The sequence below is a fragment of the Bradyrhizobium amphicarpaeae genome, assembly GCF_002266435.3.
Classification (GTDB): domain Bacteria; phylum Pseudomonadota; class Alphaproteobacteria; order Rhizobiales; family Xanthobacteraceae; genus Bradyrhizobium; species Bradyrhizobium amphicarpaeae.
On the sequence record NZ_CP029426.2, the window covers coordinates 3,416,662 to 3,443,098 of the forward strand.

The window sequence follows — 26,437 nt, forward strand, 5'->3', positions numbered from 1 at the left end:
CGTGTGATCAGCAAGTCGCCTTGCCGCAGCGGGCAATGCCGATCTTTTCTTTCAGACCTTCGACGCCGACGGCGCCGACCACGATCTGCTTGCCGATCACGTAGCTCGGCGTGCCGTTCATGCCCATCGCTTCGGCGAGCTTGAAGTTCTCCTCGATGGTGGCGCGCACTTCGGGGCTGGCGAGGTCTTTTTCGATTCTGGCAGTGTCGAGGCCGGCTTCCTTGGCGGCCTGAAGCGCGCGCGCCTTGTCGGCGGCGCCGCGGCCGCCGAGCAGCTTCTGGTGGAAGTCGAGATATTTCTTGCCGGAGGGATCCTGCATGCGCACGGCGACCGCGACCTGCGCCGCCTCGACCGAGCCCTGGCTCAGCACCGGAAATTCCTTCAGCACTACCTTCAGCTTCGGATCGCCCTTCATGAGCGTGAGCATGTCGTCCATCGCGCGCTTGCAATAGCCGCAATTGTAATCGAAGAACTCGACGAAGGTGACGTCGCCGTCCTTGTTGCCGAGCACGACCTGGCGCGGCGAGTTGAAGATCGCATCCGCGTTCTGCGCGATGCTGGCCTCGTGCTTCTGCGTCTCGGCCGCGGCCTGGCGCTTGCTCAGCTCAGCCATGGCTTCCTCGAGCACCTCGGGATGGCTGACGAGGTAGTTCTTGATGATCTTCTCGATGTCGGTGCGCTGGCCGTCGGAGAAGCTGTCGGCCGACGCGGGCGCGGCCGCGCCGAACAAAGCGAGCGCAAATAGCGCGGGAGCAAGCAGGCGCAGCGAAGGCATGGGTAAATCCTCTTATCCAAAGCAGGTTTCGGAATACGTCCCGGCGGACTTAAGCTCGGGGTCGTGACGTCGTGGGTTCGGGCGTCGTTCGAGTTCGTCAGTTCTTCGGCGGCTTCGCCGCCACGATGTCGTCGGCCTTGACCCACCCGGGCGTGCCGACGGCGAAACGGGTTTTCGCGCGCGTGGCGAGCTCGCGGGCGGTCTTGTTGTCGCCGCGCAGGTAAGCGGCTTGCGCCGAGGCCAGATCCGCTTCGGCATAGTCGCCCTTCCGGCCATAGGCCATCGCGAGCTGGGTAAAGCCGAGCACCGCCTCGGGCTCTCGGGCTACCGCACCGCGCAGAATCCGAACAGCGTCGTCGGTGTAGGCTTTATTATCGGTTCCAACCAGAGCCTGCCCAAGTAACATCTCGATGAGGGGGGCATTGTTGGAAAGCTGTGCGGCCTTGCGCAACGGCGCGATCGCCTCGGCCGGCTTGCCGCTCTCCAACAGGGCCTGGCCGCGCACCTCGTAGAAGTACGGGTTGTTGGGCTGGACCTGGATCAGTGCGTCGATCTGGGCGAGCGCGCTGCGCAGATCGCCGTGCAGATAGGTGCTGATGGCGCGGGCATAGCGCGCCGGCATGCTGTCGTTGGTCTGGGGATAGCGGCGGTACACCGTTTCCGGCCGCTCCATGAACGCGGAGATCTTGGCGCGAACCATGTCGTGGCGGAGCTGCAGCGCAGGATCGTCCTTCTTGTTCCAGTAGGGGCTGGTGCTGGCGAATTCCTGAAGCGCGGCGACGCGCTCGGCCGGCATCGGATGCGACTGCAGATAGGGATCGGCGCCGCGCGCGGCGAACAGGCTCTCGCTGGTGAAGCGCTTGAAGGTCTCGTACATGCCCTTCGGCGATTGCTGGGTCGCGGTCAGGAATTTCACGCCGGCGCGGTCGGCGTTCTCCTCCTGCTGGCGCTGGTAGGACAATAGCGTCCGGCGGATCACCTCCTGCGGAGCGGAGATCGCGGCGGCGCCGGCATTGGCGAGCCCGTTGTTGCCTGCGCTGCTGCGCTGGGTGCTGCCCGCGGCGATCGCGCCCGCGCCGAGCAGCATCGCGATGATCATCTGGGTCTGGGCGGCGGCGAGCTGCTCGCGCAGCTTGGACAGATGGCCACCGGCCAGATGCCCGGTCTCGTGCGCCAGCACGCCGATGATCTGGTTCGGCGTCTCCGATTGAAGCAGTGCGCCGTAATTGACGAAGATGCGGCGGCCGTCGGCGACGAACGCGTTGAACGAGCTGTCGTTGATGATCACCATCTGGATGTTCTGCTTCTCCAGACCCGCAGCACGCAGGATCGGGCGCGTGTATTCGCGCAGCAGCTGCTCGGTCTCGGTGTCGCGCAGGACCGGCGGCCCCTTCTGCTGCGCCCGCGCCGCCGGGAGCGGCAGCAGAGCGATCGCCGCGGCCGTGACGAGGGCGATGAGGGCGGAAGCCTTCTTGCGCAATGCGATCTGGAACGACATCAAACGGTCTTGGTCAAACGGTCAGGACAGCGGTTTCGTGATTGGTTTTGGCGATTGGCGGCGGACCGGATACGCGATATGCCCTTGTGAGCGTTACCCTTATGAGCCGTACAATGCGGCCAGTCTGGGGCGCAAGCGCCCCGTTTTACGGACCAGACGCACCGGTCCGCCAGCGAATAGCAGAAATCGATGCACGATGCGACATTGAGGACCCGGTTGGGGCAGTGGCTCGAGCCCTCCCGCCGCAGCGATGTTCCCCCGTTCATGGTGATGGACGTCATGGCCGCGGCCGCCCGAATCGAGGCCGCCGGCGGCCATGTCATTCATATGGAGGTCGGCCAGCCCGCGGCCGGGGCGCCCAGCACCGCGATCGCGGCTGCCCACGCGGCGCTGGAGGCCGGGCGGATCGATTATACCTCTGCGCTTGGCATTCCCAGCCTGCGGCAGCGCATCGCGCGCCATTATCGCGATGCCTATGGCTGCGACGTCAGCCCTGACCGGATCGTGGTGACCACCGGCTCCTCCGGCGGGTTCATCCTGGCCTTTCTGTCGATGTTCGAGCCCGGCGACCGCGTCGCCGTGACGGTGCCCGGCTATCCGCCTTATCGCCATATCCTTACCGCGCTCGGCTGCGAGCCGGTGCTGATCGAGACCACCCACGAGACGCGCCATGCGCTCACCGGCGAGGCGTTGCTCGCGGCGCATCGCAAGGCGCCGCTGAAGGGTGTGCTGGTCGGCAGTCCCGCCAATCCGACGGGAACGATGATGTCGCGCGAAGCGCTCGCAGGACTGATGACGGCCGCCGAAGACGCCGGCATCCGCTTCATCTCGGACGAAATCTATCACGGGCTCGATTATGCGTTTCCGGCAGTCACCGCGGCAGCGCTCTCCGAGCACGCACTCGTGATCAACTCGTTCTCGAAATATTTCTGCATGACCGGCTGGCGCGTCGGCTGGATGGTCGTGCCTGACATCCTGGTGCGGCCGATCGAGCGGTTGCAGCAGAACCTCTCGATCTCGGTGCCGTCGCTCTCGCAGATTGCCGCCGAAGCCGCCTTCGACGGTGCGGCCGAGATGGAGGCGATCAAGCACGGCTATCAGGAAAACCGGCGGATTTTGATCGAGGGTCTGCCGAAAGCCGGCCTCACCAAGTTCCTGCCTGCCGATGGTGCATTTTATCTCTATGCCGACGTCTCGGACTTCACCTCCGACAGTTTCGAATTCGCCAAGCAGATGCTCGAACAGGCGCGCGTCGCGGCCACGCCGGGGCTCGATTTCGATCCTGTTCATGGCCGCTCCTTCATCCGTCTTTCCTATGCGCGCTCGCCCGGCGAGATGCGCGAGGCAGTTGACCGGATCGCTCACTGGCTTAAATAGCCGCCAGTTTTCGACCAATTCCGGAGTTCAACTTGTCTGACCGATCTGTCCCGACCCCTGCCACGCATTTTCCTCTCGCCGCATTGATGTGGCCGACCCGACCGGGCGAAGCCGTTGGCGCGGTGCGTGCCGTCGTTCTGGTTGCGCTCGGCACCGCATTGATGGCGCTGTCAGCCAAGGTCAATCTGCCGCTGCCCTATGTGCCCATGACGTTGCAGACGCTGGTGGTGCTGATGATCGGCGCCGCCTATGGCTGGCGTCTTGGCAGCGCAACCATGATTGCCTACCTCGCCGAAGGTGCGCTTGGCGCGCCGGTGTTTGCCGGGCCGGTGGGCGGACTTGCACCGCTGTTTGGCCCGACCGCGGGCTATCTGTTCGGCTTCATTGCAGCCGCTTTCGTGACCGGCTGGCTCGCTGAACGTGGTTGGGATCGCAGCGTGATGCTGCTGTTCGCAGCGATGGCTGTCGGTCATATCGTCATTCTGGCAGCCGGCTTTGGCTGGCTGGCGTTCGGCCTCGGGCTGGGCGCTGCAAAGGCGTTTCAGGTCGGCATCGTGCCGTTCGTTGCGGCCTCGCTGGTGAAGAATGCGCTTGGCGCAACGTTGATGCCGGCAGCGCGCAGATTGATCGATCGCCGTCGGTAAAAGGCGCAGGAGCAAGCGGTTCCGATTGACAGGGCCGGCCAAGTTGATCTTGGCTGGCCCAGTATTTTGAGGGGGAGTAAACGATGACGACGACAACCATGACGGGGGCGCCGGTCGCGCCGCCCGTCGCCAAGCCGTGGTACAAGGTTCTCTACGTCCAGGTGCTGATCGCCATCGTGCTCGGCGCCATCGTCGGCTGGCTCTGGCCGACGGTTGCCACCAACGAATGGATCAAGGCGCTCGGCGACGGCTTCATCAAGCTGATCAAGATGGTGATCGCGCCGATCATCTTCTGCACCGTCGTCTCCGGCATTGCCCACATCCAGGACGCCAAGAAGGTCGGCCGCATCGGCGTCAAGGCGCTGGTCTATTTCGAGGTGGTCTCGACCTTCGCGCTGGTCATCGGTCTCCTCGTCGGCAATCTCGCCAGGCCGGGCGCGGGCTTCGGCAATGCGGCGGCAAACGAGGCGGCCGTTGCAAATTACGCCAAGCAGGCTGCCGGGCAGAAGTCCGTCGACTTCGTGCTGCACATCATTCCGGACACCGTGGTCGGCGCGTTCGCGCAAGGCGAGATCCTTCAGGTATTGCTGTTCTCGGTGCTGTTCGGCTTCGCGATCATGAGCCTCGGCGAGCGCGGCCACACCATCCGCAGCTTCATCGATGACGCCGCCCATGCCGTGTTCGGCGTCATCTCCATCGTGATGCGCGCGGCGCCGATCGGTGCGTTCGGTGCGATGGCCTACACGATCGGCAAGTTCGGCACCGGCGCCATCCTCAATCTGATCGGGCTGATCGCCACGTTCTACCTGACCGCGGCGCTGTTCGTCTTCGTCGTGCTCGGCATCATCGCGCGCCTGGCTGGATTCTCGATCTTCCGCTTCCTGGCCTACATCAAGGACGAATTGCTGATCGTGCTCGGCACTTCGTCCTCGGAAAGCGCGCTGCCGTCCCTGATGGAAAAGCTGGAGCGTCTCGGCTGCTCCAAGTCGGTGGTCGGCCTCGTGGTGCCCACGGGGTATTCGTTCAACCTCGACGGCACCAACATCTACATGACGCTGGCCACGCTCTTCATCGCGCAGGCGCTCGGCTACGATCTCAGCTTCAGTCAGCAATTGACCATCCTGGTCGTGGCGATGCTGACATCGAAGGGCGCCTCCGGCATCACTGGTGCGGGCTTCATCACGCTGGCGGCGACGCTGGCCGTGGTCGATCCGCGCCTCGTGCCGGGCATGGCGATCGTGCTCGGCATCGACAAGTTCATGAGCGAGTGCCGAGCCCTGACCAATCTGTGCGGCAACGGAGTCGCCTGCGTGATCGTCGCCTGGTGGGAGGGTGAACTCGACCGCGACAAGCTCAACGCAAACCTCTCCAGGCAGATCGATCCGACCGACATGGAGACGGCGATCACGACGGACTAATCTGGATCTGACAACGCGAGCTGCGTTGTCAGACCTTGAAGTAATGGGGCTGGTCGAGATCCTCGATCAGCCCTTTTTCCTTGGGCGCCCAGCCGAGCGCGGCCCGCGTCTTCGCGCTCGAGGTCGGAACGTCGACGGCCGCAAACCGCGCGAACCAGCCGAAATGAGATTCGGCCTCGTCGGGCGATTTCGAGATCACGGGCACGCCGAGCCTCTTGCCGATCACCCCCGCGATCACCTTGAACGGCACGCCTTCTTCGGCGATGGCGTGATAGCGGCGAGCGGATGCGCCTTGCTCCAGCGCGAGGCGATAGACGCGCGCGGCATCGAGGCGATGGGCGGCGGGCCAGCGGTGCATGCCGTCGTCGACAAAGGCCGCAGCTCCTTTCTCCCGGGCAATCGCAATCAGGCGCGGGACGAAGCCGTGGTCGCCCTCGCCGTGGGTCGTGGGCGGCAGCCGCACGATGCCGGCACGGACGCCGCGGTCGGCGAGCTCTTCGGCGGTCGCTTCCGACACGCGCGGAAAGTGGCGGGCCGCCGCATCGTCCTCGGTCGCGACCCGTCCGGGCGCGAGCAGCGCGACGCCCGAGGTGACGATCAGCGGACGCTCGGAGCCTTTCAGTTCGTCGCCGAGCGCGAGGATCGCACGGCGGTCGAGCTCGCAATTCTCGGTGAACTTCGAGAAGTCGTGGTTGAATGCGAGGTGAAGCACGCCGTCGGAGGCGGCCGCGCCGCTGCGCAACGAGGCGTGATCCTCAAGCGAGCCGCGATGGACCTCCGCGCCCATCGCGGTGAGGGCGGCGGCACCAGCGTCGGTCCGGGCAAGGCCGGCAACGCGATGTCCGGCGGCGATCAGGTCGGCAACGACGGCGGAGCCGACGAAACCGGTGGCGCCGGTGACGAATACACGCATGAGCAATCTCCAAGGAGGCAATCGGGGTTGGCGGAGACGAACATCGGCGCTAGATTTATCCAGGTAAAGCAGTGACCTTATCGGGGTATAGTAGCTAACAGGATGAGCGAGACCGCATCCGTCGAAAACCTGCTCGGGGCCTATTTGAAGGACCGCCGGACCCGGCTCGATGCCGCCGCGTTCGGTTTTGCCGGCAGCCGCAGGCGCACGCCAGGGCTGCGCCGCGAGGAGGTGGCGCAGCGCGCCAATATCAGCCCGACCTGGTACACTTGGCTGGAGCAGGGCCGCGGCGGAGCGCCCTCGGCCGACGTGCTCGACCGCATCGCCCGCGCCTTGCTGCTGACCGATGTCGAGCGCGAGCATCTGTTCCTGATCGGCCTCGGCCGCCCGCCCGAGGTGCGCTACCAGGCCAGCGAAGGCGTCTCGCCGCGGCTGCAGCGCGTGCTCGACGCGCTCGCATTCAGCCCGGCACTGGTGCGGACCGCAACCTGGGACGTCGTCGCCTGGAATCGGGCTGCAAGCACCGTGCTGACGGACTACGGCGCGATCCCGCCGGGACAGCGCAATATCCTTCGCTTCATCTTCTGCGACCCGCGCGTGCGCGCGGCGCAATATGACTGGGACAGCGTGGCGCGCTTCGTCGTGGCGGCGTTCCGGGCGGATGCCGCGCGCGCGGGCGCGGTGTCGCATGTTGCCGACTTCGTCGATGAGCTCTGCCGCACCAGTCCGGAATTCGCAGCGCTCTGGCGCGACAACGACGTGCGCCATCATGGCGACGGCACCAAGCGGCTGCTCCACCCGGTTCACGGCATGATGTCGTTCGAATATTCGAGCTTCAGCGTCGAGGGCCGCTCCGATCTCAGCATGATCGTCTACAACCCGGCGACGCCTGAAGATGCCGAGCGCATCAGAAAGCTGCTCGCGGCGCGAACGGATTGACGGGAGCAGGCAGCTTGCCCGACGGCTTAGAAGCGCCCCGGCCGGTACGGCGTCGGATCGATCGCAGGCGTCTCGCCGCTCATCACCTCCGCAAGCAGGCGTCCCGTCGCCGGGCCGAGGGTGAAGCCCTGGTGGCCGTGGCCGAAATTCATCCAGAGGCCCGGATGACCCGGCGCTTGCCCGAGCACCGGCAGCATGTCGGGCGTGCAGGGGCGGGTGCCGAACCACGGATCCGGCTCGACGCGTTGGCCGAGGTCGATCAGCTCGCGTGCGGAAGCCTCCGCGGCTGCGAGCTGCACCGGCGTTGCGAGCGCGTCGGGGCGCGTCAGCTCCGCTCCCGTGGTAATGCGAACGCCCTTGGCCATCGGCCCCATGGCGTAGCCGTTACCCTTGTCGATCAGCGGCAGGTCGAGCGAAGCGCCGCCGCTGTAATGCATGTGGTAGCCGCGCTTGCGCACCAGCGGAATGCGATAGCCGAACTTGTGCAACAAATCGGGCGACCACGGCCCGAGTGTCACGACCGCATGGGCGGCGTCGATGCGTCCCTGATCGGTATCGACCGACCAGCCGGTCGCGCTCTGCTTTAGCGACTGCGCATCGCCGATCACGATCGTGCCGCCGAGACGCTGGAACAGCTCGGCATAGGCGGTCACCAGCGCGCCGGGATCGGACACGGTCCAGGTGTCGAGCCAATGGATGGCGCCGGGGAGATCGTCGCGCAGGACCGGCTCGGCCCTGGCCAGTTCGCTGCCCGACAGCACACGAAAATTCACGCCGAACTCGCGCCGGTCTTGTTCGGCGTCCTTGATCGAGTGCTCCAGGGCGGCAGCATCACGATAGAGCGCGCGATAGCCGGCGCGGCGGATCAGATTGTCGGCATGGGCCTCGCGAATGAGGATGTCGTGCTCGCTCGTCGCGTAGGCGATCAGCCGCGCCCATGCCTCGATTGCCTCGCGATGGCGCTTCGGTGCCGAATGCCACCAGTAGCGGAGCAGGGGCTCGATATGGAGATGAAGCGACGACAGGCTGTAGCGCACGTCGTTGGTGCGGCCGGTCGCGATCTTCAGGAGCGTCGCAAGGTCCCGCGGCATCGGATAGGGGCGGACCGCTTCGGCCTGGATCATCCCGGCGTTGCCGTAGCTGGTCTCGCGGCCCGGCTCCCTGCGATCGACGAGCGTGACGGCCCAGCCGCGCTGCTGGAGGTGCAGCGCCGCGCTCACGCCGATCATGCCGCCGCCGAGAACGATTGCGCTTTGCATTGAAACTGACCTCGCCAAATCAAAAAACGCCCGGCTTGACCCGGGCGTTTTCTCTCGAATGTTCGGTTTTATTCGCCGCCGCCGAAGCGGCGTGACCACCAGCCGGCGCGACGTGGCGCGGCCGGCGTTTCGCTTGCCGGTTCCTGCGCGGGCTCGGCTGCCGGCGGAGTGGCCGGCTCAGGCGCCTGCGCAACCGGGGCTGTCGGCTCGCTCGGGCTGCTCGACAGGAAGCTCACCTTTTCCCGGACCGTGGAGCGGCGCCGCGCGGCCTTGTCGTCGGCGGGCTCTTCCTCTGCGGCAACGGGCTCCGGTTGGGCCGGCGCCACCTCGGTCTGCACCTCGGCGCGCGGCTCGGGCTGCGAGACCTGAGGCTCGGCGGTGTGCTCGGCCTGCGCGATCGAGGGCGCAGCCTCGCTGCCGAAGCCGTCGAAATCGGCCACGGCGTCGGATGCTTCCGACGGCTGACTGGTACCGAGTTCGTCACCGATCGAGCCGGCAAGACCCTCCTCGCCGCTGCCACGCCGACGGCGTCCGCCGCGACGACCACGCCGGCGGCGGCGGTCGGCGCTGCCTTGCTGCTCGCCGCGGGCCGCCTGTTCCTCGCCCTCTTCGCCCTCCTGCTCGGTGTCGGCATCCTCATCGCCTTCGCCAGCCGCGATAGCCGGCTCGGGGAGGGTGGCTGGGCTATCCTCACGCAACTCGCCGTCGCGCTGGCCACCGCGGCCGCGCCGGCGCCGGCGGCGCTTGCGGCGCTGGCCGTCCTGCTCGGAACCTGCCTCGCCCGCGGCCTCTTCAGCGAGACCTTCGCTTTCCTCGGTCTCGACTTCGGATTCGGTCTCAATGTCGAAACCGTCCTCGTCGTCAAAGGCTTCTTCCGCCAGCGGCGGCGGGCTCGCCGCGGCCTGCGCCGCGAGCAGCGCCTTGGCGGCCTCCAGCGTATGCACCTGCTCGCCGCGGTCGATCAGATAGGCCTGCGGTCCCGACACGCTGGGATCGGCGATGACCGACAGCGTCACCTTGAAGCCGTTCTCGAGGTCGCGCAGATGGCCGCGCTTGTGGTTCAGCACATAGAGTGCGACGTCGGTGCGGGTGCGGACCACCAGATTGTGGGTCGCGCCCTTCATCAGGATCTCTTCGAGGCCGCGCAGCAGCTGCAGCGCCACCGAAGACACCGAGCGGACATGGCCGGTGCCGCCGCAATGCGGGCACGGGTCGGTCGAGCTCTCGAGCACGCTGGCGCGGATGCGCTGGCGCGACATCTCGAGCAGGCCGAAATGGGAGATGCGGCCGACCTGGATGCGCGCGCGGTCCTGCCGCAGGCAATCCGACAGCTTGCGCTCGACCGCACGGTTGTTACGCTTCTCGTCCATGTCGATGAAGTCGATGACGATCAGGCCGGCGAGGTCGCGCAGACGGAGCTGGCGGGCGACCTCTTCGGACGCTTCCAGATTGGTCTTGAGCGCGGTGTCCTCGATATGGTGCTCGCGGGTCGAGCGGCCGGAGTTGACGTCGATCGAGACCAGCGCCTCGGTCTGGTTGATCACGATGTAGCCGCCGGAGCGCAGCTGCACAGTCGGCGAGAACATCGCGTCGAGCTGGCTTTCGACGCCCATGCGCGAGAACAGCGGCTGGCCGTCGCGATACTGCTTCACCGCGCTGACATTGGCGGGCATCAGCATCTTCATGAAGTCGCGGGCTTCGCGGTAGCCGGCTTCACCGGCAACCGAGATTTCGTCGATCTCCTTGTTGTAGAGGTCACGCAGCGAGCGCTTGATCAGCGAGCCTTCCTCGTAGACGAGGGTCGGGGCCTGCGACTTCAGCGTCAGGTCGCGCACCGTTTCCCACATCCGGATCAGATATTCGAAGTCGCGCTTGATCTCGGGCTTGGTGCGGGCGGCGCCGGCGGTGCGCAAGATGATGCCCATGCCCTCCGGCACGTCCAGATCCTGCACCACTTCCTTCAGGCGCGAGCGGTCCTGAGCGCTGGTGATCTTGCGGCTGATGCCGCCGCCGCGGGCGGTGTTCGGCATCAGTACGGCATAGCGGCCGGCGAGCGAGAGGTAGGTGGTCAGCGCCGCGCCCTTGTTGCCGCGCTCTTCCTTGACGACCTGCACCAGCATCACCTGGCGGCGCTTGATGACTTCCTGGATCTTGTACTGGCGGCGCGGGCGGAAGGTTCGCTCCGGCACTTCCTCCAGCACGTCGTCGCCGCCGACGGATTCGACGACTTCCTCTTCGGCTTCCTCGTCGTCCTCGTCCTCATCCTCGTCGTCTTCGCCGGTCGTTTCCGCAGCCTCGGCATGCGGGGCCTCGCCGTAGACGGCGTCGGCCGGCTCAGTCGAAGCGGTCACGGCCTCGGCGAGATCTTCGGCATGCGTCTCGTGGGACTCGGAGGCGTGAGCCTCGAAGGTCTGGGCCTCCTGCGGTTCGGCAGCAACCACGGGCTCGGCGCCGACGGCGGCGACAGGCGCGGGGGTCTCATCGACATGATGATGCTCGTGATGATCGTGGCCATGGTCATGATCATGCGCGTGATCGTCGCCATGGGCATGATGGTCGTGCGCGTGTTCTTCGTGGTCATGATCGTGGTGATCATGATGGCCATGTTCGTGGTGATCGTGCTCGCCCTGATGCTCCGCGTCGGCGTGCAGATGCTCGCCTTCGTGCGACGCGCCTTCGGTGAGCAGGGCCTCGCCCTCGACCGGCTGGGCCGTGGAATCGGTGCCTTCAACGATTTCGCTGCGGACGCGCTCGCCATGACCGCGGCGGCGGGAGTTGCGGTGGCGCGAGCGGCGGCGGCCCTGGGAGCGGTTCTCGCTCTCTTCCTCGGCCTCGCGATGGGCCTGTTCCTCGGCCTCGATCAGCGCCTGCCGGTCGGCGACCGGGATCTGATAATAGTCGGGATGGATTTCGCTGAAGGCGAGGAAGCCGTGGCGGTTGCCGCCATATTCGACGAAAGCGGCCTGGAGCGAGGGTTCGACCCTCGTGACCTTGGCGAGGTAGATATTTCCGCGAAGTTGCTTGCGTTGCGCGGTCTCGAAATCAAACTCTTCGACGCGATTGCCGCGGACCACGACGACCCGGGTCTCTTCCGGGTGGGTGGCATCGATCAACATCTTGTTGGGCATGTCTTAACTCTTGGCGGCGGCGGGCGCTATTCACCGTGGGCGCGAGCTGCGCTGCCGGGTGACGCGACGGTCCACCTGATTCGGGGGTGAGGGGAAGGCCGAAACGCCGTCTCTCGCGCCTTGCCGAACCGGAAGCCTCAGGGCCAAGGCGGCGCGCGGGATTTTCACTCCGCAGCGTCGCGAATGATCCTTCAGAATTCGTCGGCACAGTCTGGCGCATCAAGCGTCGGCCCGTATGAAACATTGGGCGGCGAGGCCGCCCTTCAATCAGTTGCTGCTGGCCAGGCATGGCGCGAGCGCGCTCGCCTTTGGGGGTCACGAACCGCTCCCTTGGGATCAAGGGACCGGGTAATGGGTTACGCCGCTGTCAGAACCGTCCCGGAAACACTGAGGTACCCGAGGACCGTCCGCCACCGGCGCTTGACCCGCTCCACCTCGCTGCCGCGCACCGCGCTGGTCTTTGAGAGGAACGGAAAACGCTGGAATTCCCAAACCTTGAGAGTTCCGGCGCTGCACCGGGAGGCTGAATGCGACACAACCGGAAATATCGGCCGTCAGCATTCCGTACATACGAGGAATGAGCCATCGGTGCAAGGGAGCGTCGCACGGCGGTCACAGTCAGCGAGTTTCGCGCTTCTGTCATTAAGGATCAATTAACCCTGTGGTTCTATTGCGTTAAAAGGGCTGCTCGGAGGCACGGAATCGGTGGCGAGCCGCACAAATCAACGGGTTTTGCTGGGATGCGCTCTGCTGTGCGCCGCAGCGTTGCCGTGTGCTGATTCCTCGCGCCTGAGCGCCGCGGAAAGCCAGCCGCAACCCGTTGTTGCGGCGGCGAGTTTTCCAGTCGCCTCCGCCGCCCGGCTGGCCGGAGATGGCCAGCAGACTCGCTTCATTCTCGACCTCGACCAGACCATCACCTTCCGCGCCGTCACGCTGGCCGACCCGTACCGGGTCGTCGTTGACGTGCCGCAGCTGAATTTTCGGCTGCCCGCGGGGGCAGGGGGCGGGGGGCGCGGATTGATCAAGGCCTTCCGCTACGGGCTTGTCATGCCGGGCGGCTCGCGAATCGTGTTCGACCTGACCGGCCCGGCCCGGATCGCCAATTCCTATGTGCTGGAGGCGGCCAACGGCCAGCCGGCCCGGCTCGTGCTGGAGCTGGAGGAGGTCGACCGGACCGCTTTCGTGCAGTCGCTCGCACCCGAAAGCCGCCCCGAACTGCGGCCGACGATTGGCGAGGCGCAGCCCGCAACGGCTCCCGCGACGGCAGCCCCGGACACGGCGCAGCAGAAGGCTGACGGCCGCCCGGTGGTCGTGATCGATCCCGGCCATGGCGGCATCGACAACGGCACGCAGTCGAGCGGCGAGAGCGAGAAGAACCTGGTGCTGGCCTTCGGGTTGGCGCTCCGCGACAAGCTGGAGAAGGCCGGCAAATACCGTGTGGTCATGACGCGGGACGACGACACCTTCATCCCCCTCAATGACCGGACCAAGGTCGCCCGGAATCTGAAGGCGGCCTTGTTCGTCTCCATTCATGCCGACGCGCTGCCCCGTGCCGAGGGCGATGCGCAGGGCGCGACCATCTATACGCTGTCCGACAAGGCGTCCGACGCAGAGGCACAGCGGCTGGCGGACGCTGAAAACCGGGCGGATGCGATCGCCGGCTTCAACCTCGCGGAGGAGCCGACCGACGTCGCCGATATCCTGATCGACCTCACGCAGCGGGAAACCCGCACCTTTTCAAACCGTTTCGCGCGCCTTCTGATGGGCGAGATGAAGTCGACGGTGCGAATGCACAAGCATCCCCTGAAGTCGGCGGGCTTCCGGGTGCTGAAGGCGCCGGACGTGCCCTCGGTGCTGGTCGAGATCGGCTACGTCTCAAATAAAGGTGACCTCGAGCATCTGGTCTCCGAGGGCTGGCGGTCCCGTGCCGTGGGCTCGATGGCGCAGGCGATCGATGGGTTCCTGACCAAACGGATGGCCACGGCGGGATCGTCAAACTGACGACCCGGGGATCGTCCAATTCACGCCCCGGGGATCGTCGTACTGACGACCCGGGGGTGTTCGAACTGAAAGGGTTTTCCAGTCCCGCCGCAAAAGCCCTAGTTTGGCCACAGCGGGCGCTTTATAAAAATGCCGCAGGGGGCTCGGAATCGGCGATAATCCTGCTTGGCAAGGGTCTTGAGCCCGGCACTGATGGTATGTCGTAAGCCGGCCAATTCGCGACGTGAGGTTGGCGCCTGTTTGGGGTGCGGTTTTGCGGTCCGATAGGGCTGATACTGGGCTGATCCAGAGTTTGAACGGATAAACACATAATGCGCTTGCTTGTGCGGTTCATGGGCTTCCTGTTCGCCGCGGGAACTGTGGTGTTCCTTGTCGGTGTCGGCGCCGTGGCAGGCCTGATCTGGCATTTCTCCAAGGACTTGCCCGACTACTCTCAGCTTCAGGATTACGAGCCGCCAGTGATGACCCGCGTGCACGCGGTCGACGGCTCGCTGCTCGGCGAATATGCCAAGGAGCGGCGGCTGTATCTGCCGATCCAGGCCGTGCCCAAGCTCGTGATCAACGCGTTCCTGGCGGCCGAAGACAAGAATTTCTACGAGCATGGCGGCATCGACTACACCGGCATGGCGCGTGCCGGCGTGGCCTATATCCAGAACTACGGCTCGAACCGTCGCCCGCAGGGCGCCTCCACCATCACCCAGCAGGTCGCCAAGAACTTCCTGCTGACCAACGAGGTCTCCTTCGCCCGCAAGATCAAGGAAGCCTTGCTCGCGATGCGAATCGAGAAGACCTATTCGAAGGACAAGATCCTCGAGCTGTATCTGAACGAGATCTATCTCGGTCTCGGCGCCTACGGCATCGCGGCCGCTTCGCTGGTCTATTTCGACAAGTCGGTGAACGAGCTGACGGTGGCGGAAGCTTCATATCTGGCCGCGCTGCCGAAGATGCCGGCGACGCTGCATCCGGTGCGCAACCGTGACCGCGCCATCGAGCGCCGCAATTACGTCATCGACCGTCTGGTGGAGAACGGCTGGATCAAGCAGGCCGACGCCGACAAGGCCCGCAAGGAGCCGCTGGCCGTCACCAGCCGGTCCAATGGCGCCCACACCTTCGCCGGCGAATATTTCGCTGAGGAAGTCCGCCGCGACATCTTCGAGCGCTATGGCGAGAAGAAATTGTATGAAGGCGGCCTGTCGGTGCGCACGACACTCGACCCGAAGATCCAGGTCATGGCGCGCAAGGCGATGGTCACGGGCCTCGTGAACTATGACGAGCAGCAGGGCTATCGCGGTGCCATCAGCAAGCTCGATATTTCGGGCGATTGGGGCGTGAAGCTCGCCGAGATCAAATCACTGTCGGACATCTCGCCGTGGCGCATGGCCGTGGTGCTGGAGACCAGCGACCAGTCGGCGCGGATTGGCTTCCAGCCGAACCGCGAGCTTGGCGGCGCCGTGAGCAAGCAGCGCGAGACCGGCATCGTTACGGCAGACGGCGTGCGCTGGGCGCGGGCCGCGCAAGGCGGCGCCAAAGGCAAGACGCCGACGGCGGTGTCGCAGGTGCTGCAGCCCGGCGACGTGATCTATGCCGATCCGCTTTACAAAGACGGTCAGCCCGTCGAGGGCCAGTACCGGTTGCGCCAGATCCCCGAAGTGTCCGGCGCGATGGTGGCGATGGATCCCTGGACCGGCCGCGTGCTCGCGATGGTCGGTGGGTTCTCGTTCGACCAGAGCCAGTTCAACCGCGCCACGCAGGCCTATCGGCAGCCGGGCTCGTCGTTCAAGCCGATCGTCTATTCGGCCGCGCTCGACAACGGCTACACGCCCTCGACCGTCGTGCTCGATGCGCCCATCGAAATCGACCAGGGGCAGGGCGCCGGCGTGTGGCGGCCTGAAAACTTCTCCTCGGGCAAGTTCCAGGGGCCGGTGACGCTGCGCAACGCGCTGCGGCAATCGCTCAACACCGTGACCGTGCGGCTGGCGCAGGACATCGGCATGCCCTTGATCGGCGAATATGCCCGCCGTTTCGGCGTCTATGACGAACTGCCGAACTATCTCTCCTACGCGCTTGGCGCCGGCGAGACCACGGCGATGCGCATGGTCACGGCCTACTCGATGCTCGCCAATGGCGGCCGCCGCGTAAAGCCGACGCTGATCGATCGCATCCAGGACCGCTACGGCCACACCATCTTCAAGCACGACCAGCGCGAATGCCGCGGCTGCGACGCGCCGGGCGGCTGGAAGAACCAGGCCGAGCCGCAGCTGATCGACCGCCGCGAGCAGGTGCTGGACTCCATGACCGCCTATCAGATCACGGAGCTGATGGAAGGTGTGGTTCAGGCCGGCACTGCGACCGTGGTCAAGGCGGTTGGCAAGCCGATCGCCGGCAAGACCGGCACCACCAACGAGGCCAAGGACGCCTGGTTCGTCGGCTTCTCGCCGGACGTCGCCGTCGCCATCTACATGGGCTACGACAAGCCGCGTCCGCTCGGCAAAGGCAACGCCGCGACCGGCGGCCATCTCGCGGCTCCTATCGCGCGCGACTTCCTCCAGCTCGCGCTCGCCGACAAGCCTGCCGTGCCGTTCAAGGTGCCGGCCGGCATCAAGCTGGTTCGCGTCGTCGCCAAGACCGGCATGCGCGCCGGCCCTGGCGAAACCGGTGGAACCATCCTCGAGGCCTTCAAGCCGGGCACGGCGCCGCCGGACAATTACTCGGTCATCGGCGTTGCCGATGCCGACGGGCGCGGCGGCGGCATGCCGGCGTCGCAGCAGCAGCAGCCGGATTCCGGCTTCTTCATGCGGCCGGGCACCGGCGGGCTGTACTAAGGCTTAGGACAAGACAGAGGATCCCGGTTCCGGCGGTTGCGCTTTGGCGCTGCCGCCGTTACATCCCGTCGAGCGCGATGTTCATCGCGCTTTGGATTTTGTCTTTGCGCATGATCGTCCGGGAAGCGGCCTCTCACTTTCCCGGATCATGCGCGCCACGCGGACCCATTCCGCGACATCAGAGAACGACATGCGCGCCGAAATCGAACGGTTGGTAGAAGAGATCAAGCAGTCAGTCGGGCTGCTGAGGAGGCATCTTTGACGTCGAGAAATCGACGGCGCGCCTCGCTGAGCTGAACAAGCTCGCAGAAGATCCAAACCTCTGGAACGATCCCCAGAAGGCCCAGAAGCTGATGCAGGAGCGGACCTCGCTCGAGGATTCGCTCTCGGGCATCGGCAAGGTCGAGCAGGAGCTCGAGGACGATATCGGCATGATCGAGCTCGGCGAGGCCGAGGGCGATGAGGGCGTCGTCACCGAGGCCGAAAACGCGCTGAAAGCTCTGAAGAAGGAAGTCGCCCGGCGCGAGCTCGAGGCGCTGCTCTCGGGCGAGGCCGATCGCTTCGATTCCTATCTCGAAGTCCATGCCGGTGCCGGCGGCACCGAGAGCCAGGACTGGGCGCAGATGCTGCTGCGCATGTACACGCGCTGGGCCGAGACCCACGGCTTCAAGGTCGAATTCCTCGAAGAGTCCGAGGGCGAAGAAGCCGGCATCAAGTCCGCGACCATCCAGGTCTCCGGCCACAACGCCTATGGCTGGCTGAAGACCGAGGCGGGCGTGCATCGCCTGGTGCGCATCTCGCCGTTCGATTCCAACGCGCGGCGGCACACCTCGTTCTCGAGCGTGCAGGTGTTCCCGGTCATCGACGACAGCATCAAGATCGACATCAAGGAATCCGACGTCCGCGTCGACACCATGCGGTCGGGCGGCGCCGGCGGCCAGCACGTCAACAAGACCGAATCGGCGGTGCGCCTGACCCACATTCCGACCGGCGTTGCCGTGGTCTGTCAGGCCGGCCGCTCCCAGCACAAGAACAAGGCGCAGGCCTGGGACATGCTGCGCGCACGCCTTTACGAGATCGAGCTGAAGAAGCGCGAGGAAAAGGCCGCCGCCGACCAGGCCGCCAAGACCGATATCGGCTGGGGTCACCAGATCCGCTCCTACGTGCTCCAGCCCTATCAGATGGTGAAGGATCTGCGCACAGGGGTGCAGACCTCGGACACCTCAGGCGTGCTCAATGGCGAGCTCGACGACTTCATGGCCGCGACGCTGGCGCAGCGCGCCTTCGGCACAACTGGTGCCGACATCGAGGACGTGGACTGACCATGCCCCGCATCGCCTTCATCGGATTGGGGCGGATGGGGCATGGCATGGCCGGCCGCTATCTCGATGCCGGCTATACGGTGACGCTGTGGAATCGCAGCAAGGCCAAGGCGGAAGATTTGATCGCGCGCGGCGCGCTTTGGGCGACCTCGCCCGAGGACGCTGCGATCGACGCCGACGCGGTCGTGACCATGGTGGCCGACGACGAAGCCTCGCGCGCGGTCTGGCTCGGGCCGAAGGGCGCGGCCAAGACGGCCAAGGCCGGCACCATCGCGATTGAATGCTCCACGGTCTCCTACGACCACGCCCGCGAGATGGGCCGCGAGCTCAACGCGCGCGGGCTCATCTATCTCGATTGTCCCGTAACCGGATTGCCGGACGCGGCCGCGGCCGGAAAGCTCACGCTGTTGGTCGGCGCCAATGCTGCCGACCTCGAACGCGCGCGGCCTTACCTCGTGCCGATCGGCTCGACCATCCGCCATTTCGGCGCGGTCGGCTCAGGCACCGTCTACAAGCTGATCAACAATCTGATGGGCGCGATCCAGATCGCGGGCCTGGCCGAGGGTCTTGCAATCGCCGAGCAGGCCGGGCTCGACATGAACCTCGTGCTGGACTCGATCCAGGCGGGCGTGGCCGCAAGCCCGCAGGTGCAGCGCCACTCCAAGCGCATGGTTGCCCGCGATTTTTCCGGCGCGACCTTCACCACGGCGCTGCGGCACAAGGATGCCGCCTATGCCTTGAGGCTTGCGGAGAGCCTGCTGGCCGGCAAGCCGCTGGTCGCACACGCTGCCGTCGAGTCCTACGCGCAGGCCAAGGTTGTGATGCCGGACGATGACGAAGGCAGGATGATCGAGCTGGTGTCGCGGAAGAAATAGGCCAGCGATGCGGGACTCGATATCGCAACCTGTAAAAAATGCTTGCACGCCACCCTTTGAGGCGACATGTCGGCGAGACGGTCATTTCGGAAGCTGAACGACGGGTTGAATGCGGAGCCGAATGCTCCGTGCCCGCGAGTGGCGATATCGGGCGACGACGTCCTGCTCCGCTTCCTGCTCAATCCCTTTCAATTCAAATCGTTTGCCGAGGAAGACGACGGCGTCCTTCGCTTTGCGAATTGCAACCGATATCGCCTCGGCGCAACCAACGATGAAGGATGGTACGGCGGCCAATGTCGCTACGGCAAGCTGGCGCCATGTTGGGGTGAATTTTACGAGATCGTTGGTCCCGATCCACATCTGATGGAACCGATCGACTGGACCCTTGTGAAAGAGACTTCGACATCGTCGCATCACTTCCTGTTCTATTTTCGCGACGAGACGTTCGAGTGCCTCGCTGCCGACTGGACGTTCGAGCCTATTCCAGAGAATGCGCTGATCCGTAAGTTGCGCGCCGGCTGAGGTGAGCCGTTTTGCATTTCTGACGGAAATCGGGTGGTGCAATCCGCCGGTCCGGTCTAGCTCGGGCGCAAAGGTCAAACCCATGCCCCCGAAAGACGACCGGATCGACGCGCGAGACTGGTCGCTGCTTGCCGTGCTCTCGATTCTCTGGGGCGGCTCCTTCTTCTTCAATGGTGCGGCGTTGCGGGAGTTGCCGCCGTTGACGCTGGTGTTTTTACGTGTCTCGCTCGGTGCGGCCATGCTGCTGCCGTTGCTGCGCATGCAAGGGATAGGTTTGCCGAGCGGCATTGCGGGGTGGACGCCGTTCGTCACGATCGGGCTGCTCAACAACGTCATTCCGTTCTCGCTGATCGTGATCGGCCAGACTTTCATTCCGAGCGGGCTGGCATCGATCCTGAACGCGACGACGCCGCTGTTCACCGTGCTCGTGATGGCCGCGACAGGCGAAGAAGCGTTGCAGATCCGCCGCGCGGCCGGTGTTGCGCTCGGCCTCGTCGGCGTCGTCATCCTGCGCGGATGGGGCATCGAGACGACGCCTGGGCAGGGGCTCGGCATCCTGCTCTGTCTGGGCGGGGCGCTCAGCTATGGATTCGCCGCACTGGCAGCGCGGCGATTGCTCAAGGATTCGCCGCCGCTGGGCACGGCGACGTTCCAGCTGATGGCATCGACGGTCATGTTAGCGGTCGTCGCCGGCGTGGCGGAGCAGCCTTGGCGCCTTGCGATGCCGGGCGTTGCGACATGGTCCGCCGTGCTTGGCCTTGCTGCGCTTTCGACGGCGCTCGCCTATATCGTGTTCTTTCAGATCGTGCGGCGCTCAGGCGCGAGCAACGTCATGCTGGTGACGCTGCTCATTCCCGTTACCGCCATTCTGCTGGGATGGCTGGTGTTGGGGGAGCCGATTTCCACGCGCGAGATCGCGGGCGCGATCATCATCGGCAGCGCGCTGCTGGTGATTGACGGGCGCGCTCTGCACCTGCTGCGGCGCAGCGTTTAGTTCCACATCCGCTGTTTCGCCTTGCGGAAAATCGTGGTGCTTGCCAGCCATCGTCCGCCTTGCGACACTCCCTGCAAAACAAGACTACAAAACGTAAGGGGAGAAAACGATGCCGGGTCGTCGCGAAAACCTTGCTGCCCTCGCCATTCTTGCCGGCGTGCTCGTCACGACGCCGGCCTCGGCGCAGAAGAAATACGATCCCGGAGCCACCGACACCGACATCAAGATCGGCAACATCATGCCCTATAGCGGGCCGGCGTCGTCCTATGGCGTGATCGGCAAGACCGAGGCCGCCTATTTCAAGATGATCAACGAGCAGGGCGGCATCAACGGGCGCAAGATCAATTTCATCAGCTATGACGATGCCTATTTGCCGCCGAAGGCGATCGAGCAGGCGCGCAAGCTGGTCGAGAGCGACGAGGTCCTCTTGATCTTCCAGCCGCTCGGCACGCCCTCGAACTCCGCAATCATGAAATACATGAACGCCAAGAAGGTGCCACAGCTGTTCGTCGCTTCCGGCGGTACCAAGTTCGGCGATCCCAAGAATTTTCCGTGGACGATGGGCTTCCAGCCGAACTACCAGAGCGAGGGGCGGATCTACGCGAAATACATTCGCGACAAGTTTCCGGACAGCAAGATCGCGGTGCTCTGGCAAAATGACGACGCCGGCAAGGACCAGTTCAAGGGCTTGAAGGATGGGCTCGGGGACAAGGCGAACATGATCATCGCCGACAAGTCCTATGAGGTCAGCGATCCCTCGATCGACTCGCAGATCGTGGCGCTGCACGATTCAGGTGCCGACATCTTCTTCTCGTGGGCCGCTCCAAAAGGTTCGGCGCAGGCGATCCGGAAGGTCGGCGAGCTCGGCTGGAAGCCGAAATTCTTCCTGGCCAACACGGCCACGTCCATCGCGTCGGTGCTGAAGCCCGCCGGGCTCGACTATGCCAAGGACATCATCTCGACTGCATATCTGAAGGATCCGACGGATCCGACCTGGGACAAGGATCCGGCCGTGGTGAAGTGGCGCGAATTCATGGACAAATACTATCCCGACGGCGACAAGGCCAATGCCAACAACCTCTATGGCTACGTCCAGGCCGAGGCGATGGCGCAGGTGCTGAAGCAGTGCGGCGACAACCTCACGCGTGAGAACGCGATGAAGCAGGCTACCAGCCTGAAGAATTTTCACACCGACCTGATGCTGCCCGGCATCATGGTCAACACCTCATCCGACGACTACTTCCCGATCGAGCAGATGCAGCTGATGCGTTTCAACGGGCAGGCCTGGGAGTTGTTCGGCGATGTCATCACCGGCGAGGTCGGCCACGAGCGAGGCCAATAGCTGGGGGTACCTGAAGCGCGATAAAATCGGGATGAATCGTCATCGCGCTTCAGGATGTTGTTTGGTCCAGCTCTATGGCATCTTGACGTTGGGTTCGCGCTCCCAGACCCGCAAATTTGCCAGGCTATCGACGAATGATTTGGCCTCTTTCGCGTTGCCAATGGCAATGCAGCCTTCGTCGAGATCCTCGGAGGCAATGCCCGCTTTCTCGAACAGGGGCAGTGCCGCATCGACGTAACCGATGAACTTGCAGTGCGCAAAGGCGTCGGCGACGAAGTCGCGCGCCGTGGATTCCAGTAGCAGATCGCCCATCGCGTCTTCAGCCGGCAGTAGCGCGACCGCGTCGTAGAGAACCGACGGGCCTCCGTCGATCATTTGGTCGGCCTCGATCCAGCTGCCGTCGCTGGCTTTGACACCCGTCACCTTCGGCGCAATGATCTCGAACGTCGCTGCGGCCTTGTCGAGAGCGGCCTTGAGGCCCTTGAGGATGCCCGCGTCCGAACCGTCGGAAACGAGGATACCCAGCTTGCGTCCCTCGAACCGCTCCGGGCCGTTTTCGACGATGCTCAGGGCTGGGGAGGGATCGAGATCCTGACGCGTGGGCACGGCTGCATCCGCAGGCTTCGGCATCTTCTGCAGGCCGAGTTTGTCTGCGACCTTGCTGGCCAGTGTTTCCTCGATGTTGAGAAGATGCGAGACCATCCGCTCGCGGATCGCGGGAATCTTCACCTTGCTGAGCTCGAACGTCAGGGCTGCAGCAATGTGCGACTGCTCGCCTGCAGTCTGACTGATGAAGAATTGACGGGCCTGACTGTAATGGTCCGCGAAGCTTTCGGCACGCAGACGGCGCTTTTCGCCGTCCACCGTTTCGGGGAAGGGCGTAAAGCCGCGCTGTGGCGACTCTCTCGGGCCTTCGCCGAAGGAGTTCGGCTGGTAATTGACGCGACCGACCGGATTGCACATCGCCATGTGTCCGTCCTGCTGGAAATGAGCGAACGGGCATTTGGGCGCATTGATCGGGATGTGCATGAAATTGGGGCTTCCCAGCCGTTTCAGCTGGGTGTCGAGATACGAGAAATTGCGCCCCTGCAGCAGGGGATCGTTGGAGAAGTCGATGCCCGGCGGCACGTTCTGGGTCATGAAAGCGACCTGTTCGGTCTCCGCGAAGAAATTGTCCGGCATCCGGTCGAGCACCAGTCGCCCGACTGGAATGGGCGGCAGAATTTCCTCGGGAATGATCTTGGTGGGATCGAGGACGTCGAAATCGAACTTGTCTGCAAAGTCCTGATCGAACAGCTGGAGCTGAAGCTCCCACTCCGGAAAGTTGCCGGTCTTGATCGCCGTCCAGAGGTCGCGCCGGTGGAAGTCGGGATCGGCGCCGTTGATCTTGACGGCTTCGTTCCAGACCACCGACTGCAGCCCGAGCTTCGGCTTCCAGTGGAATTTGACGAAGGTGGATTCGTTCTTGGCGTTGACGAGCCGGAACGTATGAACGCCGAACCCCTCCATGAAGCGAAATGAGCGCGGGATGGCGCGGTCGGACATCACCCACATGACCATGTGCATGCTCTCGGGGGTGAGGCTTATGAAGTCCCAGAAATTGTCATGAGCGGACTGGGCCTGGGGAAAGGCGCAGTCCGGCTCTTCCTTCACGGCGTGGATCAAGTCGGGAAACTTGATGGCGTCCTGAATGAAGAAGACCGGGATGTTGTTGCCGACGATGTCCCAATTGCCTTCCTGCGTGTAGAGCTTGACCGCAAAGCCGCGCACGTCGCGGGCGAGATCGACCGAGCCCTTGCTTCCGGCAACCGTGGAAAACCGCACGAACGCCGGCGTCTTTTCGCCGGCGCGCTGAAACAGGTCGGCGCGGGTGTATTTCGCCAGCGACTTGTAGGTCTCGAAGAACCCGTGTGCCGCGTATCCGCGTGCATGCACCACCCGCTCCGGGATGCGTTCGTGGTCGAAGTGGAAAATCTTCTCGCGAAAATGGAAATCCTCGAGCAGCGTCGGCCCGCGTGCGCCGACCTTGAGTGAGTTCTGGTCGTCGGATACCGGTCCGCCCTGGGCGGTCGTCAGAACCGGGGCTTTTCCCGTTGCAGTCTGATGAAGTTCGCCGCCTTCACCCCGCACGAGCTTCTGATCATGAATGGTTGCCGTTCCCGCAGAGGCGCGGGTTGGTTTCGTCGTTTTGGCCATGTGAGGATCTCCAGGCGCCCGTGGAGTCCTTCAATCCGGCGGCTTAGCTTACGTTCCTCTTTTGGAACGGCCTCACGGCTAGCCCGCGCTGAGGCGCACGCCGGCGCGCAGGAATTTCTGCGGATCGACCGCTTCGCCCTCGATGCGGGTCTCGTAATGCAGATGCGGACCGGTCGAACGACCGGTCGAGCCGACCAGACCGACGACCTGGCCGATCTTCACGATCTCACCGACCTTGACGTTGATCTCGGAGAGATGGCCGTAGCGGGTCGAAAGCCCGTTGCCATGGTCGACCTCGACCATGCGGCCGTAACCGCCCGACCAGCCGGCGGACACCACCTTGCCATTGGCGGTGACGCGAACCGGATCGCCGCTGGCGGCACGGAAATCGAGCCCGGTGTGCATCGCGGGCCGACCGAGGAAAGGATCGCTGCGAACGCCGAAGCCGGAGGTGAATTCGACCTCGCCGATGACGGGCTTGCGATAAGGCACCAGCGCCAGCGTGCGATTGAGGCGGTCCATCTCGGCGCGCGTGGTGTTGATGCGTGAGAGCTGCTTTTCGAACGGCCCGGCATTGGCCGTCAGTTTGACCGGTACGAACGGCCCGCCCATCGCGGTGCGCGGCACGGCGGATTCGAGATTGGCGAGATTCAGGCCGAGATCGCTGACGACACCGCGCATCCGGCGCATCCGTGAATCCATGCCTTCCTCGACGGCGCTGAGCGCCGCCATCTGGCGCCGCTCGACCTGGTCGAGCGAGGTCGTGAGCCGGACCAGGACGCTGTCGAAACCCTGATTCTTGGCGAATTGGTTGGTCGGGGGCGCCGCGACAGTCCGAGCGCGCGACTCGAGGCGCGCCTCACGATCCGGCGGCGCCACGAAGATCACGGTGTCGCTGATCGGCGAAGGCTTTGGCGTCACCTGGCTCGAATCGCCGCGCTGAGGCGTCGCTCGCGGAATCGAGCCGGTTACATCAGGCATGGCTCCGAGCGCCGTGGCTCGGGACTCCAGCGCCGTCTGGCGCTTCATGATCTGGTCGAGCTTCTGATCGAACTGTTCCTGGTCGAGCAGCTGGCGGCTGGTGGTCCGGTCGACCTTGGCGCGCAGCTCCGCGATGCGGTCCTCATAGGCGTATTGCATCTCGGCCTGGCGGGCGATCAGCCGGGTCAGGACGTCGTCACGGAACGCGAAATAGGTGGCGGTTGCCGCCGACCAGAGGCCGAGCAGCACCACCGTGCCGACCACGATCCAGAACACCACGGGTCCGAAGCGGACCTGTTTGCCGGCGTGGACGATGGTGTAGGCGTCGTCGGTTGCGGGAAGGGGAATCGCTGCGGCTGCCGCAATGGCAGGACGGCGTTGGAAGGCCCGACCGTGGTCGTGAGGGTGATGTTGGGCGTACTGCGAATATTGGGCAGAACTTTTCGACATCGGCACTCCCGCGCCGGTCGGATGAGTCCGTACGGCCTAATTGCCGCAGCAATCTGGGCCGCTCATGGTTAATTTTCCGGAAACGGGAACGCGCGAATTTAATGAGCTGGTTAAAGACTCCTTGCGGCTTCCAGCACCTCGTCGGCGTGACCGTCGACCCGGACATTGCGCCAGATCCTGGCCAGTTTGCCATCGGCTCCGACCAGTATCGTGGTGCGAAGAATTCCAAGGAAGCTCTTGCCATACATCGACTTTTCGCCCCAGGCGCCATAGGCTTCCAGCATCTGGTGCGTCTCATCGGAAATCAGGGGGATGCCGAGCTTGTGCTTGTCGCGGAATTTTTCCTGGGCCTTTAACGGATCGGCGGAGACGCCGAGCACGGCGGTGCCGGCAGCGGCGAAGGCGCCGGCCAGGCGGGTGAAGTCGATCGCTTCCCGGGTGCAGCCCGGGGTGTCGGCGCGGGGGTAGAAGAACAGCACGAGCTTTTGGCCGGCATAGTCCGCCAATGTGACGACGTCGCCGCCGTCGCGGGGCAGGCGGAAGGAGGGGGCCTTCTGGCCCTCGGCCAAGCCGGATTTCGCCTTTGCGGGCGGGGATACCGATTTGGACGAATTTAACTGTTTCGATGCGGCCCTATGTGATCCTGGTTTTGCTAAGGTCACGGCTGATTTGCTCGCCGGGGTCCGCGGTGTTTTTGCGGGCTTGGCCGGGATCGAGGCCCGCGTCTTGAGGGCCTTCTTTTTAGCGGTCGGACTGCCGGAGGACGTTTTGGACGATTTCGTTCGGGATTTCTTGGACATACGCCTTCCTTTCGACGCTTTCGGCGGGTCAACCGAAACGGTATTGCAGCTCTCGTCCGGCGTGCCGGAATCGCGCCCTTGGCTGGGCAAATCTGGCGGCGCCGGAGTATGGTTACAAGGAATTCCACGCACCACCCCACTGCTCGTTGAACGCGCTCCCGGGGCGAAATGACGAACAGCA

General features: G+C 64.6%; 20 protein-coding genes. 12 read left to right on the plus strand and 8 right to left on the minus strand.

Translation table 11 applies throughout. From position 1 onward, the window contains the following. Positions 1-7 precede the first annotated feature (7 nt). Both CIT40_RS15795 and CIT40_RS15800 read right to left on the minus strand, forming a co-directional pair. Entirely contained in the window at positions 8-775 is a 768-nt protein-coding gene (locus CIT40_RS15795) for a DsbA family protein (protein WP_094896871.1), read from the minus strand. Positions 776-872: 97 nt separating this feature from the next. Beyond that, positions 873-2,273 (minus strand): M48 family metalloprotease, encoded by a 1,401-nt coding sequence (locus CIT40_RS15800; RefSeq protein ID WP_094896872.1) that lies wholly within the window; start codon positions 2,271-2,273, stop codon positions 873-875. A gap of 189 nt (positions 2,274-2,462) precedes the next feature. Between CIT40_RS15800 and CIT40_RS15805 the strand changes: the two genes are divergently transcribed. The 3 genes from CIT40_RS15805 to CIT40_RS15815 all read left to right on the plus strand — a co-directional run bounded on the left by CIT40_RS15805 (position 2,463) and on the right by CIT40_RS15815 (position 5,712). Then, positions 2,463-3,650: a pyridoxal phosphate-dependent aminotransferase gene (locus tag CIT40_RS15805; protein ID WP_094896873.1), complete on the plus strand. Its 1,188-nt coding sequence runs from the start codon at positions 2,463-2,465 to the stop codon at positions 3,648-3,650. Between the two features lie 86 nt (positions 3,651-3,736). Next, positions 3,737-4,294: a biotin transporter BioY gene (locus CIT40_RS15810; protein ID WP_094896874.1), complete on the plus strand. Its 558-nt coding sequence runs from the start codon at positions 3,737-3,739 to the stop codon at positions 4,292-4,294. An 83-nt stretch (positions 4,295-4,377) separates the two neighbouring features. Further along, positions 4,378-5,712 carry a dicarboxylate/amino acid:cation symporter gene (locus CIT40_RS15815; RefSeq protein WP_094896875.1) on the plus strand — a complete coding sequence of 445 codons (1,335 nt, stop codon included), beginning with the start codon at positions 4,378-4,380 and terminating at the stop codon, positions 5,710-5,712. Between the two features lie 28 nt (positions 5,713-5,740). Here CIT40_RS15815 and CIT40_RS15820 read toward each other — a convergent pair whose 3' ends face one another. Next, entirely contained in the window at positions 5,741-6,625 is an 885-nt protein-coding gene (locus tag CIT40_RS15820) for an SDR family oxidoreductase (protein WP_094896876.1), read from the minus strand. 102 nt (positions 6,626-6,727) lie between these two features. Between CIT40_RS15820 and CIT40_RS15825 the strand changes: the two genes are divergently transcribed. Further along, on the plus strand, positions 6,728-7,564 hold the full coding sequence (locus tag CIT40_RS15825) for a helix-turn-helix transcriptional regulator (protein WP_094896877.1): 837 nt from the start codon (positions 6,728-6,730) through the stop codon (positions 7,562-7,564). Between the two features lie 26 nt (positions 7,565-7,590). Here CIT40_RS15825 and CIT40_RS15830 read toward each other — a convergent pair whose 3' ends face one another. Both CIT40_RS15830 and CIT40_RS15835 read right to left on the minus strand, forming a co-directional pair. After that, positions 7,591-8,823: an NAD(P)/FAD-dependent oxidoreductase gene (locus tag CIT40_RS15830; RefSeq protein ID WP_094896878.1), complete on the minus strand. Its 1,233-nt coding sequence runs from the start codon at positions 8,821-8,823 to the stop codon at positions 7,591-7,593. Positions 8,824-8,891: 68 nt separating this feature from the next. Beyond that, positions 8,892-11,951, minus strand: coding sequence for an Rne/Rng family ribonuclease (locus CIT40_RS15835; RefSeq protein WP_094896879.1), 3,060 nt, complete (start codon positions 11,949-11,951; stop codon positions 8,892-8,894). A 705-nt stretch (positions 11,952-12,656) separates the two neighbouring features. Between CIT40_RS15835 and CIT40_RS15840 the strand changes: the two genes are divergently transcribed. The 8 genes from CIT40_RS15840 to CIT40_RS15875 all read left to right on the plus strand — a co-directional run bounded on the left by CIT40_RS15840 (position 12,657) and on the right by CIT40_RS15875 (position 21,829). Next, complete coding sequence (locus tag CIT40_RS15840; RefSeq protein ID WP_094896880.1) at positions 12,657-13,952, plus strand: N-acetylmuramoyl-L-alanine amidase; 1,296 nt, start codon at positions 12,657-12,659, stop codon at positions 13,950-13,952. Between the two features lie 311 nt (positions 13,953-14,263). Continuing rightward, positions 14,264-16,774 (plus strand): penicillin-binding protein 1A, encoded by a 2,511-nt coding sequence (locus CIT40_RS15845; RefSeq protein ID WP_094896881.1) that lies wholly within the window; start codon positions 14,264-14,266, stop codon positions 16,772-16,774. 43 nt (positions 16,775-16,817) lie between these two features. Next, positions 16,818-17,036 (plus strand): hypothetical protein, encoded by a 219-nt coding sequence (locus CIT40_RS15850; protein ID WP_167443324.1) that lies wholly within the window; start codon positions 16,818-16,820, stop codon positions 17,034-17,036. Further along, positions 16,965-18,096, plus strand: a protein-coding gene (gene prfB / locus CIT40_RS15855) for a peptide chain release factor 2 (protein ID WP_100298088.1) whose coding sequence is annotated in 2 segments (ribosomal slippage) — positions 16,965-17,033 and positions 17,035-18,096 — 1,131 coding nt in all. Because the reading frame shifts where the segments join, the coding sequence is not laid out codon by codon here. The genes CIT40_RS15850 and prfB overlap by 72 nt, the downstream gene beginning before the upstream one ends. Before the next feature lie 2 nt (positions 18,097-18,098). After that, entirely contained in the window at positions 18,099-18,971 is an 873-nt protein-coding gene (locus CIT40_RS15860) for an NAD(P)-dependent oxidoreductase (RefSeq protein WP_094896883.1), read from the plus strand. 66 nt (positions 18,972-19,037) lie between these two features. Further along, positions 19,038-19,493 (plus strand): hypothetical protein, encoded by a 456-nt coding sequence (locus tag CIT40_RS15865; RefSeq protein ID WP_148667202.1) that lies wholly within the window; start codon positions 19,038-19,040, stop codon positions 19,491-19,493. An 82-nt stretch (positions 19,494-19,575) separates the two neighbouring features. Continuing rightward, positions 19,576-20,487 carry a DMT family transporter gene (locus CIT40_RS15870; protein ID WP_094896885.1) on the plus strand — a complete coding sequence of 304 codons (912 nt, stop codon included), beginning with the start codon at positions 19,576-19,578 and terminating at the stop codon, positions 20,485-20,487. A gap of 109 nt (positions 20,488-20,596) precedes the next feature. Beyond that, entirely contained in the window at positions 20,597-21,829 is a 1,233-nt protein-coding gene (locus CIT40_RS15875) for an ABC transporter substrate-binding protein (RefSeq protein ID WP_094896886.1), read from the plus strand. Positions 21,830-21,901: 72 nt separating this feature from the next. Here CIT40_RS15875 and katE read toward each other — a convergent pair whose 3' ends face one another. From katE to CIT40_RS15890, 3 genes are all read right to left on the minus strand, one after another. Then, on the minus strand, positions 21,902-24,025 hold the full coding sequence (katE, locus tag CIT40_RS15880) for a catalase (RefSeq protein ID WP_094896887.1): 2,124 nt from the start codon (positions 24,023-24,025) through the stop codon (positions 21,902-21,904). Between the two features lie 78 nt (positions 24,026-24,103). Then, positions 24,104-25,456 carry a M23 family metallopeptidase gene (locus tag CIT40_RS15885; protein ID WP_193550919.1) on the minus strand — a complete coding sequence of 451 codons (1,353 nt, stop codon included), beginning with the start codon at positions 25,454-25,456 and terminating at the stop codon, positions 24,104-24,106. A gap of 110 nt (positions 25,457-25,566) precedes the next feature. After that, positions 25,567-26,256 (minus strand): peroxiredoxin, encoded by a 690-nt coding sequence (locus CIT40_RS15890; RefSeq protein WP_094896889.1) that lies wholly within the window; start codon positions 26,254-26,256, stop codon positions 25,567-25,569. Positions 26,257-26,437 lie beyond the last annotated feature (181 nt).

Bases quoted from the DNA above. Each gene is read 5' to 3' on its own strand.
- CIT40_RS15810 (WP_094896874.1), top strand. From the start codon at position 3,737: ATGTGGCCGACCCGACCGGGCGAAGCCGTTGGCGCGGTGCGTGCCGTC.
- CIT40_RS15875 (WP_094896886.1), top strand. From the start codon at position 20,597: ATGCCGGGTCGTCGCGAAAACCTTGCTGCCCTCGCCATTCTTGCCGGC.
- CIT40_RS15890 (WP_094896889.1), bottom strand. From the start codon at position 26,256: ATGTCCAAGAAATCCCGAACGAAATCGTCCAAAACGTCCTCCGGCAGT.
- CIT40_RS15825 (WP_094896877.1), top strand. From the start codon at position 6,728: ATGAGCGAGACCGCATCCGTCGAAAACCTGCTCGGGGCCTATTTGAAG.
- CIT40_RS15830 (WP_094896878.1), bottom strand. From the start codon at position 8,823: ATGCAAAGCGCAATCGTTCTCGGCGGCGGCATGATCGGCGTGAGCGCG.
- CIT40_RS15870 (WP_094896885.1), top strand. From the start codon at position 19,576: ATGCCCCCGAAAGACGACCGGATCGACGCGCGAGACTGGTCGCTGCTT.
- CIT40_RS15820 (WP_094896876.1), bottom strand. From the start codon at position 6,625: ATGCGTGTATTCGTCACCGGCGCCACCGGTTTCGTCGGCTCCGCCGTC.
- CIT40_RS15805 (WP_094896873.1), top strand. From the start codon at position 2,463: ATGCACGATGCGACATTGAGGACCCGGTTGGGGCAGTGGCTCGAGCCC.
- CIT40_RS15835 (WP_094896879.1), bottom strand. From the start codon at position 11,951: ATGCCCAACAAGATGTTGATCGATGCCACCCACCCGGAAGAGACCCGG.
- CIT40_RS15800 (WP_094896872.1), bottom strand. From the start codon at position 2,273: ATGTCGTTCCAGATCGCATTGCGCAAGAAGGCTTCCGCCCTCATCGCC.
- CIT40_RS15795 (WP_094896871.1), bottom strand. From the start codon at position 775: ATGCCTTCGCTGCGCCTGCTTGCTCCCGCGCTATTTGCGCTCGCTTTG.
- CIT40_RS15865 (WP_148667202.1), top strand. From the start codon at position 19,038: ATGTCGGCGAGACGGTCATTTCGGAAGCTGAACGACGGGTTGAATGCG.
- katE (WP_094896887.1), bottom strand. From the start codon at position 24,025: ATGGCCAAAACGACGAAACCAACCCGCGCCTCTGCGGGAACGGCAACC.
- CIT40_RS15815 (WP_094896875.1), top strand. From the start codon at position 4,378: ATGACGACGACAACCATGACGGGGGCGCCGGTCGCGCCGCCCGTCGCC.
- CIT40_RS15860 (WP_094896883.1), top strand. From the start codon at position 18,099: ATGCCCCGCATCGCCTTCATCGGATTGGGGCGGATGGGGCATGGCATG.
- CIT40_RS15885 (WP_193550919.1), bottom strand. From the start codon at position 25,456: ATGTCGAAAAGTTCTGCCCAATATTCGCAGTACGCCCAACATCACCCT.
- CIT40_RS15845 (WP_094896881.1), top strand. From the start codon at position 14,264: ATGCGCTTGCTTGTGCGGTTCATGGGCTTCCTGTTCGCCGCGGGAACT.